Genomic DNA, 17238 nt, shown 5'->3' with positions numbered 1-17238 from the left:
AACCGTCCGCGAGCATGCCTTACACGACGCTTCAACGGCCAAGCCCGGCCCGGGCCGGTCCGGCGCCGCTGTCGGCACGCCCCACCGGCTCGGAGCGACCCGGCCCGCGAGGACTAGAAGCGTTGCGAGGCGGCGTGGTCCAGCAATCCGAGCCGCATGGCGGTCACCAGCGCCTGCGCACGGTTCGCTGCGCCGAGCTTCTGGTAGATGTGCGTGATGTGGGTCTTAGCCGTGGACTCGCTCATGTAGAGGCTGCTGGCGATCTCACCCGTGCCCATGCCGTCGGCGAGGAGGGCGAGGACCTCCTTCTCCCGTGCCGAGAGCTTTGGTGGTGCCGGGGTCGTCGCGCGGCGGATCATAGCCGCACTCAGGCCGGCGCACAGGAACGTCCGCGGCGCGACAGCCGCATGGCGCGCGGCGCTCACCACGTCCGTGGCCTTGCTGTCCTTGCCGACGAACGCGGACGCGCCGGCTTCCATCGCGGCGAAGATCTGGTCGTCCCCCGCGTGCATCGTCAGCACCACGAGGCCGACGTCGTCGGTGTCGCGACGAACCGTTCGCACGATCTCGAGGCCATGGCCGTCAGGGAGCTGCAGGTCGGTGACGACGACGTCCGGCGCGAGTTCGGCGTACGCCTTGACCCCCTCGGCGGTCGAGCCTGCCTGGCCCACGACGGTCATCTCCTCGTCACGTTCGAAGGCGCGCGCGAGGCCCTGACGGATGAGCTCGTGGTCGTCGATGAGCAGGACACGGGTGGTCATGCGTACTCCTTCGTCGCGATGGCCGGAGGGGGAAGCGGTGGTGAGTGAAGGCGGACGATGGTTCCACCGCCCTCTCGTGAGGTGACCTCGAGCGACGCCTCGATGACGGCGGCGCGCTCCTGCATGCTCTGCAGACCCCAGTGGCGCGACTTCGGTCGGGCGTCGCCCACGCCGTCGTCTGCGACCTCGAGCAGCAAGGTGGTGCCGTCAGACACCAGTGTCACCCAGAGGTTGTCGGCGCGCGCGTGCTTGCGGACGTTGCCGATCGCCTCCTGGGCTACGCGTAGCAGTTCCGCCTCCGTACGTGGGGGAAGCGCCGGGCCGGACTCGTCCAGCATGAGATTCACCCGGACGTCCATGTCCTGCGTGACCTGGTGCACGTAGTCCGCGAGCGCCCCGGAGAGCCTGTGGTCCGTGACGTGGTGCCGCAGGTCGAGGATCGAGAAGCGGATCTCCGCCACGATGCGGCTGATCTCTGCCCGAAGGGTGTCGGCCAGCTCGACGGTCCTTGTCTCGTCGGTAAGAAAGGCGATCTCGTCGACGAGGTAGCCCAGGGCAACGAGTTCCTGCGCGACGCCGTCGTGCATCTCCCGGGCGATCCGCTTGCGCTCCTCGGCCGTCGCGAGCCGACGCACCTCGTCGAACAGCATGGCGGTGTCCAGCCGGAGCGCGAACTCGTCGGCCACGGCCTGCGCGGAGGCGCGGGACTCCTCCGTCCAGCCGTCCGGCTTCCTGATGACGACGCTGCCCAGCTGGTGACCCGCGCCGCGGAGACCGACGACAAGCACGTCGCTCCGGCGCGTGTGGCTGCTGCCGATGGCGTGGCTGATCAGCGAGCCGGTATCGCCGTGTCCGGCGAGCTGGACCAGTGGTTGGCCCCAGGCGTGCCCATAGACGGCGACCCCAGCGGCGCCCGTTCCGTCACGCAGCCGACCGACGAGCTCCGTGGACAGCTTGATGCTGTCGAGGCCGACCTCACCTCGACTGGCCAAGTCGTGGAGCTGGCTCATGAGCTGGTGGGTGGCCACGTAGGGTGCCTGCCGCTGTTCGAGGTCGCGGATGCTGCGCGTCTGCACGCCTGCCAGCACGCCGATGCCTAGTCCCGTCACGAGCCAGAACGCTGCCGACTGGAGAGGCGCGACATCGAACGGCTTGACGGACAGGCCGCCTCCCAGCGCCAGTGCGACCGCCGAGACGAGGAACGCGTTGCTGGCTGACAACCAGCCGTGTCTGACCCCGCCCACCAGGGGAGGGACCGCGAGGTAGAGCAGGACCGACTCCGCCTGCGAAAGGTTCGGCGCCACGACAGCGGCCACCAACAAGGCCTCGCCGACGGGGACCCAGCGCTGCAGGCGGTCGGTGCCCATCCCTTCGACAAGGCTGGCGAGCGTGGCGACCAGCGCGAGCGCGACGATGGGGACGGCGATGTCCCCCGTTCCCTGCGACGACAATGCCCGCCCGGCGCACAGCGAGATCGCGAAGACTCGGACGGCCGTCGTGATCCGCCACGTACGCCGGGCCGTGTGGGTCGGCTCGGACGACGCGACCAGGTCGAGGATCACTGGCTGCCGAACAGGTCGCCCATTGACAGGAACACCGGTCCGATGACGACGATGAAGATGGTCGGGAGAATGAAGAAGATCACCGGGAACAGAATCTTGACCGGAACCTTCTGCGCCGCCTCCTCCGCGCGCTGGCGCCGCTTGGTGCGCATCTCGTGACTCTGGATGCGCAGCACGCGGGCGATGGGGATGCCGAGGCTGTCGGCTTGGACCATTGCGAGGCAGAACGACTTGAGGTCAGGCAGGCTGGTGCGCTCGCCCATGGCGCGCATTGCCTCGGCGCGCCCAATGCCCAGCTGCATCTCCTGGAGCAGGCGCGAGAACTCCTGGGCAAGAGGGCCAGAGGTGTTCTTCGCAACGCGCGCCACGGCGGCGTCGAAGCCCAGCCCGGCCTCCACGGAGATGGTGAGCAGGTCGATGGCGTCCGGGAGCGCGTTGCGCATGAGCGTCTCTCGCTTGTCGCCCGCGTTCTTGAGGAGCAGGTTGGGAAGGACGTAGCCGAAGGCGGCGAAACCCGCTGTGTAGATCACCACGCGATCGAACGCTTCGCCGCGGGACAGGGCGAACAGGAAACCTAGGACGCCCAGCACGCCGAGGCCGAGGACCTTGAGGCCGATGATGCGGTTCACGTCCCATGCGGGCGGATTGCCGGCGATGTCCAGGCGGTGCGCGATCTTCTGCGCCGTGTCCGCACGGGTGATCTTGCGGCCCACGCCGACGAGCCGACCACCGAGCGGGGCGATGACCCGCTCCATGAACGGGCGCTCGAGCTCGTCGGCGATGACGGCGGGGGCCGCGTTCATCGCCTGCACCGCCGCGACGGATCGGGCGACGGCTCGCCGCTCACTCGTCAGCACCCCAACGATGCACAGTGCCATCACGATGGAGGAGAAGAGGAGCCCGGCTCCGAGGAGTAGCAGCATCGTCGGTCACACCTTGATCTTGGTCAGTCGGGACATCACGAAGCCACCGCCCATGAGCATGGTGACGGCGATGCCGAGGAGCACGTAGCCCATACCGGTGGTGTAGAGCGGCCGCACGAAGTCGCCCTTGAAGAGCAGCATGTAGATGAAGAGGCCGATGGGCAGGGCCGTCAGGACGTAGCCGGAGAAGCGGCCTTCGGCACTGAGCACCTTGACCTGCCGTCGGAGGTACTCACGGTCGCGGAGCGTCTCCGAGACGGTATTGAGGAGCTCGGCCAGGTTGCCGCCGACCTCGCGCTGGATGCGGATGGCCATGACGACCCAGGAGAAGTCCTCCGACTCCATCCGATCGGCCACGTTCTCCAGCGTCTCCTCGATCGGGATGCCGAGACGCTGCTCGATCAGGGCGCGGCCGAGTTCGCCCGCCATGGGCTGGTGTCCCTCACGCACCACGGTGTCGACGGCCTGGGGAAGCGACAGCCCGGCGGACAAGCCACCTGCCATCAGTGTCAGCGTCTCGGCGAGCTGGGCGTTGAAGGCCGCCAGCCGTTTGCTGTGCTTGCGCTTGAGCCACCACCAGGGCACCAGGACGCCGGCGATGAAGGCGATGACCATCAGCATCCCGCCTCTGAGGACGAGGCCGACGAAGGCCGCGCCGATTGCGATGGCGGCGTGCAGGAGCAGCCACTCGGCGGGCTTGAGGGACGATCCGGCGCCGGCGAGGCGCTTCGTGAGCCGGTCCTCGAAGTCGCCCTTGACAACCTGCCCCGCCAGCCCGACGGCCGCGTCCTTCAAGCTGCCCTCGGCCTTCGCGCGGTTGCGCCGGCCGCCGGCGGTAGAGGAGCCGCCCTGCTTGAAGTAGGCGTTCAGGCGCTGCTCGCTGAGCGGCCTGCTGACGCCGCCGCCGAGTGCAAAGGCGACGACCCCGGCCAAGCCGAGCCCGAACGCGAGGGCGCCGAGCAGGAGACCGGTCTGCCCGATCAGGGCGTCGCCGCGCACGACGAGCTGGGGTGTAGCCGCAGCGCGCTCACCGGTGAGAGTGACGAAGGCAGAGTCGGAGAACGTCGTGCCGCCGGAAGCGAGCGAGGCCTCGACGGTCTGCTCGCCGGAGACCCCTGTTGGGAGGTCGAACGTGACGAGGACCTGGGAGGCAAGGGCTCGCGCCTGCGCCGAGAAGACCGCGCCTAGGGCGGCGGGGTCAGCGGGGATCACCTGACCACCCGCTGCGGAGGCGAGCCCGTCGAGCGTCGCCTCCTGGGCGGCCGATTGTCCGAGCGCGACGACGTCGACCACGACGCCTGCGTCGGTCGCAGCGGCCGAGAGGCCGTCGATGGTGACGGCGCTGCCGGTGTCGGCACCGTCGGAGAGGACGAGAAGCGAGCGAGCTCCCTCCATGCCGGCCACGTCAGCGCCGGCCCGGACGGCGTCGTAGAGCTTGGTCCCGGGCTCGAGCTGCACCTCGGCCAGCGCGTCGACGATCGACTGGTGGTCCGTGGTCGGCTCGATCGTCTGCTGCACCGTCCCGGCGAAGGTCACCAGGCCAACCCGGACGTCGCCGGGAGCCGCTGCGAGGAACGAGTCGATGGCGTCGGTGGCGGCGACGAGCTTCTCGCCCTCCATGCTGTTGCTGGCGTCGAGCACGAGCACGGTGGTGCGCTCGACCTGACCACCCTCGACGGTCTCGGCCGAGGCATCGACCGTCCTGCCGTCCACGCTGACGGCGATGCTGTCCAGGTCCGGAGCGGCGCCGCCCGGCAGCCGGTCCACCGCGAGCAGCAGGGACACGGTGCCGCCCTCGGACTGAACGTGGTCGATGTTGATCCCATCGGCCGCGAAGGCTGCAGGAGCCGCGGCCACCGCGCCAAGGGCGAGCGCGACGGAGGCGAGCGTCGGACCGCGCCTCATCGGAAACCGCCGCGCGTGGCGAAGACGGATGGGTCGACGTGGACCCCGTGATCCGACAGGCGCTCGAGGAAGCGCGGGCGCAAGCCGGTCGAGACGAGCTCACCCTGGAACTTGCCCTGGTCGTTCATCCCTGCGGCGTAGTCGAAGACGAAGACGTCCTGGGTGGTGATGATGTCGCCCTCCATGCCGACGATCTCGGTAATCGCGGTGATGCGGCGGGACCCGTCCTTCAGGCGGGTCTGCTGGATGATCAGGTCGACGGCGCTCGAGACCTGCTCGCGGATGGCTCGCACGGGGAGGTCCATGCCGGCCATCAGCACCATGGTCTCGAGGCGGGCGAGGGCGTCGCGCGGCGTGTTGGCGTGCAGGGTGGAGATCGAGCCGTCGTGACCGGTGTTCATCGCTTGGAGCATGTCGAGGGCCGCGGCGTCGCGGATCTCACCGACGACGATGCGGTCGGGCCGCATGCGCAGCGAGTTCTTGACCAGGTCCCGGATCGTGACCGCGCCCTTGCCCTCGATGTTGGGTGGCCTCGATTCCAAGCGCAGGACGTGATCTTGGCCTAGCCTCAGCTCGGCGGCGTCCTCGATGGTCACGATGCGCTCGTCGTCGGGGATGAACGACGACAGCACGTTGAGGGTGGTCGTCTTTCCGGCGCCCGTGCCACCGGAGACGAGGATGTTGAGCCGGCCCTTGACGCACGCCTCCAGCAGGCTCGCGGACATGCGCGTGAGGCTGCCGAAGTTAATGAGATCCTCGACTGTGTAGGGGTCCTCGGAGAACTTGCGGATGGTCAGCTTTGAGCCGTCCAGGGCAAGGGGCGGGATGATGGCGTTCACACGCGACCCGTCGGGGAGGCGGGCGTCGACCATGGGGCTGGCCTCGTCGACGCGCCGCCCGATCTTCCCGACGATCTTGTCGATCGTGCGGCGCAGGTGCGCCTCGTCGGAGAAGCTCGTGCCGGTCTTGACCAGCTTGCCGCTGCGCTCGACGTAGATGGAGTCGTAGGCGTTGACCATGACCTCGGAGAGGTCGCCGTCGCGCAGCAGAGGCTCCAGCGGTCCGTACCCCAGGATGTCGTCGGAGATCTCCTGGGTGACCCGGGTGCGGTCGGCACCCGACATCACCACGTCGGTTGCCGCGACGGCACCCTGGAGCGCCAGCCGGACGTTGCTCTCCAGCTCGCTCTGCGTCATGTGGACGTCGTAGAGCTTGGGGCCGAGCGACGCGACAAGCTGGGCGTGCACGGCCCGCTTCACGTCGTCGAAGGGATCGCGAGCCTGCGGGCGGGCCTTGGCAATGGCGTGGGGTGTCGTCGCGGCCGGCGCCTTCTCCTGCGGTACGTCCTGTGCCTCGGTCCGCGCGCGCTGGGCCGCGGCCAGTCTGTCGGTGAGCCCCATGTCAGGCCTTCCTCAGTCGGAAACGGCCGGCGGAGGAACGGGACCTGTCGTCCGCGTCCACTTCCGCCTTCTCGGTGCGGGTCGCGCCCGCGATGGAATGAGCGAGCGCCCTGATCGCCTTGCTGTTCGGGTGGCCGGAGTAAGCCTTGACCAACGGCTCGCCGCGATTGACGGCCGCGAGCACTTCACGGCTGGAGACGAGGGAGCAGTCAGCCTTGAGCCCGAGGGTCTGCTCGTATTCCTCCGTCGAGAGCCCCACCTTGGCGTCGGCCCGGTTCAGCACGAACCTCCACTTCTCGCGTGGGAAGTTCAGGAGGTCCAGGGTTTGCGTGGCGAGCTTGAGACCCTTCAGCGCCGGTATGTCGAGCGTCCCCACGAGCACCAGCGTGTCGGTGCGGTCGAGCGCCGTGAGGGCGAAGTCGTCGAACGTTCCCGACGTGTCGACCACCACGTGGTCGTAGACCCGCACCAGGAGGTCCAGCAGCTTCCCGATGTCCTCGTTGGTCGCCTGCTCGGTCGCGTCGAGGCGAACCGGTGCGGCGACCACGCCCAGCGTCTTGGAGTACGGCGTCACGAGCGTCTCGACGGCCTCGACGTCCACGTCACCGTGGAAGGCGGACAGGTCGTTGAGCGTCCGCATGGGAGTGAGCTGCAGCATGATGGCGATGTCGCCGTTGTTGACGTCGAGATCGACGATGCAGACGGACCGACCCTGCTCGGACAGCACGACGGCGAGGTTGGCAGCCATCAGGCTCTTGCCCACTCCACCCTTCGTCGAGAAGACGGTCACCATCTGACCGGTGGGACTCTCCGCGGCCTCGCGGGCGGCGTCGGCCCGAGCCTGCGCCTCCGAGAGCGCGGCCCGCGCGGCGGCCTGCGTCTCGTCCTCGAGGTTCTGGACGATCGCATTGGACACCGCTCGGGCTCGACTGACCGCGGTCGTGAGGCCGGCCAAGTCACGGGACTCGACGACCTCGCGCATGCCGCTGCGTAGGGCGGTGGAGAGTGCGTGGGCATCGACGGTCTCGCGGAGGAGAATCACTCCGAGGTCGGGCTTGTGCACGCGCGCCCACTGGGCGAACACCGCTGCGTCGTCGACCTGGATCGAGGGTCCGATGACGATTGCGAACTCGTGCGGCGTGGAGGCCACGTGCTCGCCGAGGGCTTCCATCGACTCGAGCGGGACGGACCCGTGGAGCATCGCCTGGAGGACGCTCAGCCGCGACCGGTCGGTCTCCACGATGGCTGTCATCCAGCGGCCCCTCTGAACGTCTCGGGCAGGATGTCGACCGGGTTGACGCCAGCCTCGTCGCGGGACTTCGTCTCGCCACCGAGCAGTGCGAACGTCAGCTCGAGCGTGCGGTCTGCAAGCACCAGCTTCTCGGCCTCCTCTTGGGTCACGGCCACGGTGAGGATGGTGCGCGGTACCTCCTCGGTGACCTGCGCGCCCCCCTCGTCAGTGACCGTGCGGGAGGTGACGGACGTGGTGCCGACGCCGATGACCGGGATCCTCGACATGATGATGCGGGTCACGGAAGAGAGGGTCTGCTCGGTGCCGTCCGGGAGCCTCCGGACGGGTGTTGCGGCGGTGCCGAAGATCGCCACCTCGGAGCCCGGGTTGACGAATCCCGCGACGCGCTCGAAGTCTGTGAGCTCGATCGAGACAGCCATCTTGTCATCAGGGATCACGAGGTTCTCGATCGATCCGAAGGTGCCGAAGCGCTCGGAGATGACCTGCTCACCGGGGTAGATCGTGCCCAGTGCGACAAGGTCGGCGATCGCCTCGGTGCTGTCGAGCGCACCCGCGACCATGTCGTCGCGCCGCACTTCCTTCGCCTGGAACTTGCCGGCCTCCTGGGCGGCGGACACGGTCTCGCCCGCCTCGATCACGGACGTCGCGGTGAGCACCTCCACGAGCTCCTGGCCCTGGGTGGCGCGGTCGTCGATGCCGCGGACGTAGAGGACGATTATCGCGGTGCCGAGTGCCGCGATGAGGACGGCGACGATGAGCAGCATGGAGCGGCGAGCCATGAAGAAGTTCCTTCACTCGAGTCTGGGCAGGGAGGATGTTCGTGAGGGCGAGCTCAGTCGACTAGGACAATGACCTTGGCGCCGGTGCCGCGGTAGGCCACTTCGTGACCCTCGGCGGTGGAGCTGGACGGCAAGGCGTTCGGGTGGATGAACCAGATTCGCACCTCGCGCACCTTGGTCCCCGACAGCGTGAGCCCGTTGGGAACCCCGGTGGTGGTGCCGTGGCCTCCCCTCGTCCCGGACGCCGGCTGGTCGGTGATGAAGCCCGGCTTGAAGCCCTGGATCGAGACGTTCTTGCTGGATCCGCTCGGAGGCTCGTTGATGATCGGCACCCAAACGAAGCGCGGCGAGTCGAAGATGGCCGGGCTGATTACGGGCTCGCCGGTGTACGTGGATTTGGTGACGTCGCCGACGCGGATCGTGGGGTTGGTGAAGAAGCAGCTCAGCACGTCGTCGTTCAGGCTGTAGGAACTGACGGTGACGTTGGGCCGAGTGCACGGCGAGGTGGCGGGCTTGCGCAGACGGCCCGTGGGATCGGAGCCGGTGATCATTCCCTCCTCCAGCGCGTTGGCGGGTAGGCCGGTGTCGGTAGCCATGCAGTTCTGCCCGTCGACGGGAGCGGTGATGAAGCCGCTTCCAGCGGTGCAGAACGACGGGGCGGACGGAGCTCCCGGGGCGGTGCCGAGCTCGTGGTCCACGCCGAGCGCGGTGTTGTAGTAGATGAGGGTGTTCGGGTTGCTGATCGAGGGAGTGCGGTCGATCTTCAGCGAACCGAAGTTGCCCTTGTCGGAGAGGTTGCAGTAGAGCTTCTCGTCGCCCACCGTGAACTTCTGCACGCCGGAGGTGGCGTTGCCGTTGCTCGCGGACCAGTTGCCGCCCTTCAGCACCCGCACGTACCAGACGTCTTCGGACGCGACCGGAAACGGGATCGTGCTCACGGCGATACGGGTGGAGCTGGTGATCGTGGCACCCGAGTCGATCGCGACCTGGTAGTGGTCACCCGAGGCGTTGGTGAAACCCACGGCCGTCACTGACGTGGGTGAGGTGAAGTTGGTGCCGGTGACGACCATGCTGCTGATGGGGGTGCCGACCGGTGTGGTGGACGGGTCGAGCGCCGTGACGTTCGAGCTGTTGAGCGTCGTGGTCGAGGGCGTCAGCGGGATGACGGGAGGTGAGGCGTGGCCGCTCGAGTCCGTCGAGAGGACCTGCTGGCCGGTGCTGCAGGTCGGGGTGGCGTAGTACGGCAGGGTGCCCAACCGTGGCGAGCGGACCTCCGCAGCGGCGTGGGCCGGAACCTGGACGTTCGTCTCGTCGGTCACGGCCTTGGCGAGGCCGAGGTTCACCTTCGCGGTGGGCGCCCACAGGTCGACGCGCCACTTGTTGCACACCATGTATCCGTCCTTGCTGCCGTCAGCGAGGGTGTTGTCGGCCGCGAGATCGATGTCGGCCACCGCCTTGGGGTCGCCGCCCTGGTCGATCCAGTTGCTGACCAGGTACTCCTCGGCGGCCGTGACCGCCCCTGCGGTGCAGACGGTCGTGCCGTCGAGCTCGGCTGCGGCGGCCAGTACGGCCTGGTCAACGGCGCTCTGCAGCGATGCACGCTTGGCGTACACCTGGCCGACGTCGATCGCCACGGCGGCCATCCCGAGGATGACCATGGCCATCAGAGCGACCATCACCGCGACGGTGCCGGTCTCGTCACGACGACGCTTGTCGACGACGGGCCGGAGGCTGGGGACGGCGGTCAGCATCCCTGCACGTCCTCGACGCGAGCCGTAGCGGTCTTCGTGATGACGGCGTCGTAGTCCCAGCCGGGGACGAGGTTGAAGCCGAGCGCCTTGGCCTGCATCGTCACGGTCACGACGACCTGGTCGCCTGGCTCCCTGGTGGCTGCTGTGTTCCCGGAGCCCTTGGTGAAGGCAGCGACCGCGTTGACGGAGCCGGTGCGAGCCGCCGGCGAGACCGCCGTGACGACCTTGGCCTGGTTGCCCGCGCTGCAAGGGTTCACTGCCCAGGCCCGGGCACCTTCACGAGCGCCGTTGGAGGCCGCCTGGAAGGCCCACAGGTAGATGGCGAACTGGAAGACGACACCCACGAGGGTCAGCAGCACGAGCGAGACGAGGGCGAACTCGACCGCTGCGGCACCCGATTCGTGGTTGATGCGTCGACGCATCCCTGGCACCCCTTTCCGCCGGACGAGGTCTGCGAGGACCCGATTCCTCGGCAGCGGCTAGAACCTAGTGCGGCGATGTTGAAGAACGCGGGCTAAACCTGACAAACCACCCGAAGGTGGTCCCGGCATGGCCCGATGTGACTAGTCCGGCCTGGTCAGACCGGGCGCCGCCCGGTCCGTTGCCGCGCCGGACTCGCTGCGCCTCAGCCGAGGTAGAGCGCCTCGACCTGCTCCCGGGCCTGGCCCATCACCACACGACGCTTCAGCTTCATGCTGGGGGTGAGCTGGCCGCCCACTTCCGTCCACTCGTCCGCGAGGATGACGAACTTCCGGATCGACTCGGCCTGCGAGACCGCCTTGTTGGCCTCGTCGACCGCCTCCTGGACGGCCGCGACCAGGTCGGGGTCGTCGAGCAGGTCGGCCACGTCACCGGACTTGCCGTGCTGGGCGGCCCACCCGGGGAACGCCTCGCGGTCGATGGTCACCAGCGCGCCGATGAACGGCTGTCCGTCGCCCACGACGAGGCACTGGTCGACCAGGGCGTGCGCACGCAGGCGGTCCTCCAGGACGGCCGGCGCGACGTTCTTGCCGCCCGCGGTCACGAGGATCTCCTTCTTGCGCCCGGTGATGCGCACGAAGCCCTCGTCGTCCACCTCGCCGACGTCGCCGGTGTGGAACCAGCCGTCGGGGTCGAGCGCCTCGGCGGTGGCGGCCTCGTCGCCCCAGTAGCCGGCGAAGACCTGGCCGCCGCGGAACAGCAGCTCGCCGTCGTCGCCGACCCGGACCGCGGTGCCGGGGAGCGGACGACCGACGGTGCCGATCTTCTGCGCATCGGGCAGGTTCGCGGTCAGGGCCGCCGTGGTCTCGGTGAGCCCGTAGCCCTCGAGCACGACCAGCCCGATGCCCCGGTAGAAGTGGCCGAGGCGGTCGCCCAGCGGCGCGCCGCCCGAGACGGCGTACGTGCAGCTGCCCCCGAGCGCCTGGCGCAGCTTGCCGTAGACGAGCCGGTCGAACAGCGCGTGCTTCGCCCGCAGGCGCACGGGGACCCGCTTGCCGTCCAGGGCTCGCGAATAGGCGATCGCGGTGTCGGCGGCACGGCTGAAGATGCGGCCGCGACCGTCGGCGGTCGCGCGCTGGGAGGCGGTGTTGAAGACCTTCTCGAAGACGCGCGGGACCGCGAGGACGAAGGTCGGCCGGAACGCGCCCAGGTCGGCCACCAGGTTCTTGATGTCGGCGCTGTGGCCCATGCGGGCGCGGCTCTTGACGCAGCCGACCTGGATGATCCGCGCAAAGACGTGGGCGAGCGGCAGGAAGAGCAGCGTGGAGGCGTCGTCGGTCTCGAAGAGCTCGGCCAGCTCGTCGACGGCCACGCCGAGCTCGAACATGAAGTTGCCGTGGGTGAGCATGCAGCCCTTGGGCTTCCCCGTGGTGCCGCTGGTGTAGATCAGCGTCGCGAGGTCGCGCGGCGTCGCCGTCGTCCGCCGCTCCTCGAGCAGCTCGTCGGAGATGTCGGACCCCAGGCGACCGAGCACGTCCACGGCGTTGTCCTGGATCGACCACACGTGCTGCAGGTCGACGAGGTCGCTCGCGCCGCGGGCCTCCCGGACCCGCGCGAGGTGGTCGGGTCCCTCGGCCACGACCGCCTTCGCGCCGGAGTCCTGGAGGATCCAGCCGATCTGCTCGGCCGAGGACGTCTCGTAGATCGGCACCGTGACGGCGCCGGCGAACCAGATCGCGTAGTCGAACAGCGTCCACTCGTAGCGCGTCTTCGACAGCAGCGCGACGCGGTCGCCCGGCTCCACTCCGGCCGCGACCAGTCCCTTCGCGACCGAGCGGACCTCAGCGTGGAACTGCGCCGCCGTGACGTCGACCCAGCCGTCGCCGGTGTCCCGGCTGAACACCGCCGTGTCCGGGGCCTCGCGGGCGTTGGTGACGACGTCGTCGGTGAGGTTCCCGGTGGTCGGGACGGTGATCGAGAGCGGCGTGGCGAACTCACGCACGGTGGAACCTCCCTGGGAGTGGGCGACTGCGGTGAGGAGGCTATCGCCAGCGACGCGCGCCCGCGTACGCCCGGTGCGTTCGGCTAGGCTCCGGCCATGGCCGAACAGACCTCCGCGTCGATCACGATCGACGCCCCTCCGGCCGACGTGATGGCCGTCATCGCCGACTTCGAGTCCTACCCCGAGTGGGCCAAGGGCATGAAGGAGGTCGAGGTCAGGGCGGAGGGAGCCGACGGTCGCGCCGACCGGGTCCACTTCGCCCTCGACGTCTCGCCGATCAAGGACGAGTACACCCTCGCCTACGACTGGGACGGCGACCGGGAGGTCACCTGGACGCTCGTCGAGGGCAACATGCTCCGGGCGCTGGACGGGGCCTACACGCTGGTCGACCGGGGCGACGGCAGCACCGAGGTGACCTACCGGCTCGCCCTCGACGTGAGCATCCCCCTCATCGGGATGCTCAAGCGCAAGGGCGAGAAGATCCTCATCGACACCGCGCTGAAGGGCCTCAAGAAGCGCGTCGAGTCGCTCTGATCCGCGCCTGCCACGTGCGGATCCTCCTCTTCACCGGCAAGGGCGGCGTCGGCAAGTCGACCCTCGCTGCGGCCACGGCCTGTGCGAGCGCTGCTGCGGGCCACCGGACGCTCGTGCTTTCCACGGACGCCGCCCACTCCCTGGCCGACGCGCTCGACGTGCCCGCCACCGCCGAGCCGACCGAGGCCGCGGCGAACCTCTGGGTGCAGCACGTCGACGCCCAGCAGCGGTTCGAGCGGTCGTGGGCCGACATCCAGGCCTACCTGCTCAGCGTCCTCGACGTGGTGGGCGTCGACCAGGTCGCCGCCGAGGAGCTCACGGTGATCCCCGGCGCCGAGGAGGTGCTCGCGCTGCTCGAGGTCCGTGCGCAGGCGAGGTCCGGCACGTGGGACGTCCTGGTGGTGGACTGCGCACCGACGGCGGAGACCTTGCGGCTTCTCGCGCTCCCCGAGGCGCTCGGGTGGTACATGGAGCGCGTGCTGCCCGTCGAGCGGCGCGTCGTCAAGGCGCTCAAGCCCGTGCTCAGCCGCGCGGCCGGGGTGCCGATGCCCGAGGACTCGGTCTTCGACGCCGTCGAGCGGCTGCACGCGGAGCTGGCGGACGCGCGCGCCGTGCTGACCAGTCCCGACACCTCGGTCCGGCTCGTGCTCACGCCCGAGTCGGTGGTGCTCGCCGAGGCCCGCAGGGCGTACACGCTGCTCACGCTGTTCGGCTACCGCGTCGACGCGGCGATCGTCAACCGGGTGTTCCCCTCGGGCGGTGCCGACGAGTGGCGCGCGACGTGGGTGGCGGCGCAGCAGCGGGTCCTGGCCGAGGCCGCCGACTCGTTCGCCGGCCTGGACGTCCACACCTCGGTCTACCGCGCGGTGGAGCCGGTCGGCCGCGACGAGCTGCTCGAGCTGGCGCGGGCCGTCTACGGCGACTCGGACCCCCTGGCGACGGGCGCCGTCGGCTTCCCGATGGCGGTGCGGCAGCAGGGGAGCGACCTGGTGCTCGTCCTGCCGCTGCCGCTGGCGGCGCAGGACGACGTGCGGCTCGCGCGCAAGGGCGACGAGCTCGCCGTGACCGTCGCGTCGTATCGTCGCCTCCTGACGCTGCCCTCCGGGCTGGCCCGCCACCGCGTGGCGGGCGCCCGGGTGCGGGACGGCGAGCCCCAGGTCCGGTTCACCGAGCCGGCGACCGCGACGACCGAGACCCGCCAGGAGGCGCTGTGACCGACGCAGGTGAGGCCTCCGACGTCGGCAGCCTCGGCGAGGAGGCCGCGAAGCTCCTAGGAGCTCTGTCCGGGTGGGCGCGCGACCATGCCGGCGAGGCAGGGGAGGGGGTCGGCGGCCTCGCGGACCGGGCGGCCGCCTCGGTGCACGACCTCGACGCCCACCTCGCCACCGGCTCCGATGAGTGCACGGTGTGCCCGCTCTGCCGCACCCTGCACGCCGTGCGCCGGCTCAGCCCGGAGGTCACTGGGCACCTCGGCGCCGCTGTGGGCTCGCTCGTCCAGGCTGCAGCAGCGCTCATCGCGACGGCCGACCCGCGCGACGCCGGCTCCCCCGGGGACGAGGTGGAGCACATCGACCTCGGCGACGACTGGCGGGAGGACGAGTGACCCCGTCCCAGTGCGGCGTGGTTGTCGGTGTCGACATTGGAGGCACGAAGGTGCTGGCCGGCACCGTGGACACGGACGGGCGCGTGGTGCGGACCGCGTCGCGGACCACCCCGGGCCGCCGCGGGGTGACCCGTGAGGCGGAGGACGCCTTGGTGTCGGCGGTGCTCGAGGCCGCGGGAGGACGAGCCGTGGCGGCCGTTGGGATTGCCGCCGCCGGGTTCGTCGACTCGGCCGGCGAACGGGTGGTGTTCGCACCGCACCTGCCGTGGCAGGGCGAACCCCTTCGCGAGCTGCTGGCCGAGCGGCTCGGCTGCCCCGTGGCGCTGGACAACGACGCCAACTGCGCAGCGCGCGCGGAGGCCCACCACGGCGCTGCCCGGGGGGCGGCCCATGCAGTGATGATCACCATGGGCACCGGCATCGGCGGGGCGGTGCTCCTCCGCGGCGAGGTCGTCCGGGGCGCCAGCGGTATGGCGGGGGAGTTCGGGCACATGCAGGTGGTGCCGGCCGGACGGCCCTGCGAGTGTGGCCGGCGCGGCTGTTGGGAGCAGTACTCCTCCGGCAACGCCCTCGTCCGCCGGGCCCGGTCCTTGATGACCGAGCAGCCCTCGGTCCTCCTGAAGATGAGCGGCGGCGATCCCGGCCGGGTCACCGGGCCAATGGTCACCGCCGCCGCGGAGCAGGGCGACCGGGTGGCGCGCGAGGCATTCACGTCGGTGGGCGACTGGCTCGGCATGGGTGCGGCGAACCTCGTCGCGGCCCTGGACCCGGAGGTCGTGGTGATCGGCGGAGGCGTCTCGGCCGCCGGCGACCTGCTCCTGGCGCCTGCGCGCGACGCCCTCAGCCGTACGCTTGTTGGTGCCGGGCACCGTCGGGTTCCCGACTTGATCGCCGCCCGGCTCGGGCCGCGCGCAGGGGTGGTGGGGGCTGCGCTCTTGGTGGGCTCAACCCTGCGGGCAGAACGGGGCGTCCCCGGTCGCGACGGGCCGTAGCAGGAACAACCGGTACTGCCAAGCGGGCAGCGGTTGCAGCTTGCGCTGCCCTTCGCCCGGGCCAAAGGTCACCGTCTCGCCGTCGAGCACCCCGGTCACCTCGAGGTTGGGTCGGTCCATCGCGATACGACGCAGGGCCACCAGGGGGAGGGCGAGGTCGTTGTCCGCGCCGGCCTGGAGCTCAGCATCTGTGGAGGCGAGCAGGACGACCATGTCGTCCTGCCAGTCGGTCAAGCGCCACGACGGCATGAACAGGTGGTTGGGGTCGGGAGACTCGGTGCGCAGGTTGGAAAACATCGTGTTGACCCCGGTCGTCCGGAGTCCGAGGTAAGGGTTGAGGGCCCACAGCACCGCGATGAGCAGCACGGGAAGGTGCAGCAGACGGACGCGCCCGATGCGTACACCTGATGACGACCCGCTCGAGCGCTGCTCCCTGACGGCCAACACTGTGGCCAGTAGGAGAGGGACGAAGTAGAACTGCTCGAGCACATACACGGTCGCCACCGGAACCTGTCCGAGGAGGTGGCCGCCGAAGCCGAGCACCACGAACACCAGGACCGCGGTGATCGGCGGACGGCGCTTGGCGTCGCGGACCACGGCCGAGCGTGCCGCCCACCCCGACACGCGGTCCAGGACGCGCCCGACCGTCTCCGGCGGCAGGAAGAGGAAGAACAGCGCGTAGACGGTCGAGGTGTAGTCGCCAACGACGATGACGGGGCTGATGCTGAGGGTGAAGTGGAAGGTCAGACCCAGCAGCACGCCCCATGCCCGGGTGCGCGGCACGGCGAGGAGAACGAAGATGGCGCTTTCGGTGGCGACCGTGCCCCAATTGACGAGGTGGCTCCCGGCGAGAGGTCCGGCAGCCCCGAAGGTGATGAGATCGGCGACGGCATTCGCGCAGCTGGTCACCGGGTCGAGGAAGGTGGTGTTCCACTTCGACAGCGCGGCCGCACAGTAGGCGATGAGGAGAATCGCCCGCGCGGCTGCGAACGACTGGGCCACGGCCTGCCACCCGGTCGAGCGTGAGGCCGCCATCGACAGGAGGACGAGCAGGTTGACCATCGCTACCAGGGCCCAGTGATCGGGACTGAATGGCATCTCCACCGTGTGCTCGACGATCTGTGCCACGAGCAAGCCAGCGAGGAGCCGTCCGTTGTCCGGCCGCAGCAGCACGGTGAGGGCCAGCCCTACGACGGCTGCGCTCCATGGAGTGTGCAGCGCGCTGCGGTCCGCGATGAGCAGGTGGAGGATGTGTGCCAACGCCCACATGCGGACGAACAGGCGAGTCGCTCGACGGGTCTCGTCTGCGACGTGACTCTTCGTGAGGGCCGTCGTGTCGGCTTCCCTGGTCATG

The 17238-nt window shown here is 69.7% G+C and carries 15 protein-coding genes; 4 read left to right on the top strand and 11 right to left on the bottom strand.

The genetic code is table 11. From position 1 onward, the window contains the following. Positions 1-113: 113 nt before the first annotated feature. From J3P38_RS01670 to J3P38_RS01625, 10 genes are all read right to left on the bottom strand, one after another. The gene (locus tag J3P38_RS01670; RefSeq protein ID WP_210502491.1) at positions 114-761 is read right to left on the bottom strand and encodes a response regulator transcription factor; all 648 of its coding nucleotides are present in this window, start codon (positions 759-761) and stop codon (positions 114-116) included. After that, positions 758-2323, bottom strand: a complete 1566-nt coding sequence (locus J3P38_RS18235) for a sensor histidine kinase (RefSeq protein WP_210502490.1) — start codon at positions 2321-2323, stop codon at positions 758-760. The genes J3P38_RS01670 and J3P38_RS18235 overlap by 4 nt, the downstream gene beginning before the upstream one ends. Then, the gene (locus J3P38_RS01660) at positions 2320-3246 is read right to left on the bottom strand and encodes a type II secretion system F family protein (RefSeq protein ID WP_210502489.1); all 927 of its coding nucleotides are present in this window, start codon (positions 3244-3246) and stop codon (positions 2320-2322) included. The genes J3P38_RS18235 and J3P38_RS01660 overlap by 4 nt, the downstream gene beginning before the upstream one ends. Before the next feature lie 6 nt (positions 3247-3252). Then, the gene (locus tag J3P38_RS01655) at positions 3253-5151 is read right to left on the bottom strand and encodes a type II secretion system F family protein (RefSeq protein ID WP_210502488.1); all 1899 of its coding nucleotides are present in this window, start codon (positions 5149-5151) and stop codon (positions 3253-3255) included. After that, positions 5148-6551, bottom strand: a complete 1404-nt coding sequence (locus J3P38_RS01650) for a CpaF family protein (RefSeq protein ID WP_210502487.1) — start codon at positions 6549-6551, stop codon at positions 5148-5150. The genes J3P38_RS01655 and J3P38_RS01650 overlap by 4 nt, the downstream gene beginning before the upstream one ends. 1 nt (position 6552) lies before the next feature. Next, the gene (locus tag J3P38_RS01645; RefSeq protein ID WP_210502486.1) at positions 6553-7803 is read right to left on the bottom strand and encodes an AAA family ATPase; all 1251 of its coding nucleotides are present in this window, start codon (positions 7801-7803) and stop codon (positions 6553-6555) included. Next, the gene (gene cpaB / locus J3P38_RS01640; RefSeq protein WP_210502485.1) at positions 7800-8582 is read right to left on the bottom strand and encodes a Flp pilus assembly protein CpaB; all 783 of its coding nucleotides are present in this window, start codon (positions 8580-8582) and stop codon (positions 7800-7802) included. Before cpaB ends, J3P38_RS01645 begins: the two co-directional genes overlap by 4 nt. A gap of 53 nt (positions 8583-8635) precedes the next feature. After that, on the bottom strand, positions 8636-10333 hold the full coding sequence (locus J3P38_RS01635) for a TadE/TadG family type IV pilus assembly protein (protein WP_210502484.1): 1698 nt from the start codon (positions 10331-10333) through the stop codon (positions 8636-8638). Beyond that, positions 10327-10755, bottom strand: a complete 429-nt coding sequence (locus tag J3P38_RS01630) for a TadE/TadG family type IV pilus assembly protein (protein WP_210502483.1) — start codon at positions 10753-10755, stop codon at positions 10327-10329. The genes J3P38_RS01635 and J3P38_RS01630 overlap by 7 nt, the downstream gene beginning before the upstream one ends. A 203-nt stretch (positions 10756-10958) precedes the next feature. Next, positions 10959-12755, bottom strand: coding sequence for an AMP-dependent synthetase/ligase (locus J3P38_RS01625; RefSeq protein ID WP_210502482.1), 1797 nt, complete (start codon positions 12753-12755; stop codon positions 10959-10961). 96 nt (positions 12756-12851) lie between these two features. On the opposite strand from J3P38_RS01625, the gene J3P38_RS01620 reads away from it, so the two are divergent. The 4 genes from J3P38_RS01620 to J3P38_RS01605 are packed head-to-tail and all read left to right on the top strand — an operon-like array spanning position 12852 to position 15884. Then, positions 12852-13289, top strand: coding sequence for an SRPBCC family protein (locus tag J3P38_RS01620; protein WP_210438138.1), 438 nt, complete (start codon positions 12852-12854; stop codon positions 13287-13289). 14 nt (positions 13290-13303) lie between these two features. Beyond that, complete coding sequence (locus tag J3P38_RS01615) at positions 13304-14503, top strand: ArsA family ATPase (protein WP_210502481.1); 1200 nt, start codon at positions 13304-13306, stop codon at positions 14501-14503. Then, on the top strand, positions 14500-14892 hold the full coding sequence (locus J3P38_RS01610) for a hypothetical protein (protein ID WP_210502480.1): 393 nt from the start codon (positions 14500-14502) through the stop codon (positions 14890-14892). Before J3P38_RS01615 ends, J3P38_RS01610 begins: the two co-directional genes overlap by 4 nt. Beyond that, positions 14889-15884, top strand: coding sequence for an ROK family protein (locus tag J3P38_RS01605; protein WP_307807642.1), 996 nt, complete (start codon positions 14889-14891; stop codon positions 15882-15884). The genes J3P38_RS01610 and J3P38_RS01605 overlap by 4 nt, the downstream gene beginning before the upstream one ends. Here J3P38_RS01605 and J3P38_RS01600 read toward each other — a convergent pair. Next, positions 15837-17237, bottom strand: coding sequence for a hypothetical protein (locus J3P38_RS01600; protein WP_210502479.1), 1401 nt, complete (start codon positions 17235-17237; stop codon positions 15837-15839). The genes J3P38_RS01605 and J3P38_RS01600 overlap by 48 nt on opposite strands. Between the last annotated feature and the right edge of the window lies 1 nt (position 17238).

The organism is Nocardioides xinjiangensis (assembly GCF_017916455.1).
GTDB lineage: Bacteria > Actinomycetota > Actinomycetes > Propionibacteriales > Nocardioidaceae > Nocardioides > Nocardioides xinjiangensis.
The sequence above is the reverse complement of the archived record's forward strand: the minus strand, read 5'-3'. Positions and strand labels throughout refer to the sequence as shown.

Excerpts from the sequence above, each read along its gene's own strand:
- J3P38_RS01670 (WP_210502491.1), bottom strand. The coding sequence starts at position 761 with ATGACCACCCGTGTCCTGCTCATCGACGACCACGAGCTCATCCGTCAG.
- J3P38_RS01660 (WP_210502489.1), bottom strand. The coding sequence starts at position 3,246 with ATGCTGCTACTCCTCGGAGCCGGGCTCCTCTTCTCCTCCATCGTGATG.
- J3P38_RS01655 (WP_210502488.1), bottom strand. The coding sequence starts at position 5,151 with ATGAGGCGCGGTCCGACGCTCGCCTCCGTCGCGCTCGCCCTTGGCGCG.
- J3P38_RS01650 (WP_210502487.1), bottom strand. The coding sequence starts at position 6,551 with ATGGGGCTCACCGACAGACTGGCCGCGGCCCAGCGCGCGCGGACCGAG.
- J3P38_RS01645 (WP_210502486.1), bottom strand. The coding sequence starts at position 7,803 with ATGACAGCCATCGTGGAGACCGACCGGTCGCGGCTGAGCGTCCTCCAG.
- cpaB (WP_210502485.1), bottom strand. The coding sequence starts at position 8,582 with ATGGCTCGCCGCTCCATGCTGCTCATCGTCGCCGTCCTCATCGCGGCA.
- J3P38_RS01635 (WP_210502484.1), bottom strand. The coding sequence starts at position 10,333 with ATGCTGACCGCCGTCCCCAGCCTCCGGCCCGTCGTCGACAAGCGTCGT.
- J3P38_RS01630 (WP_210502483.1), bottom strand. The coding sequence starts at position 10,755 with ATGCGTCGACGCATCAACCACGAATCGGGTGCCGCAGCGGTCGAGTTC.
- J3P38_RS01620 (WP_210438138.1), top strand. The coding sequence starts at position 12,852 with ATGGCCGAACAGACCTCCGCGTCGATCACGATCGACGCCCCTCCGGCC.
- J3P38_RS01600 (WP_210502479.1), bottom strand. The coding sequence starts at position 17,237 with ATGACCAGGGAAGCCGACACGACGGCCCTCACGAAGAGTCACGTCGCA.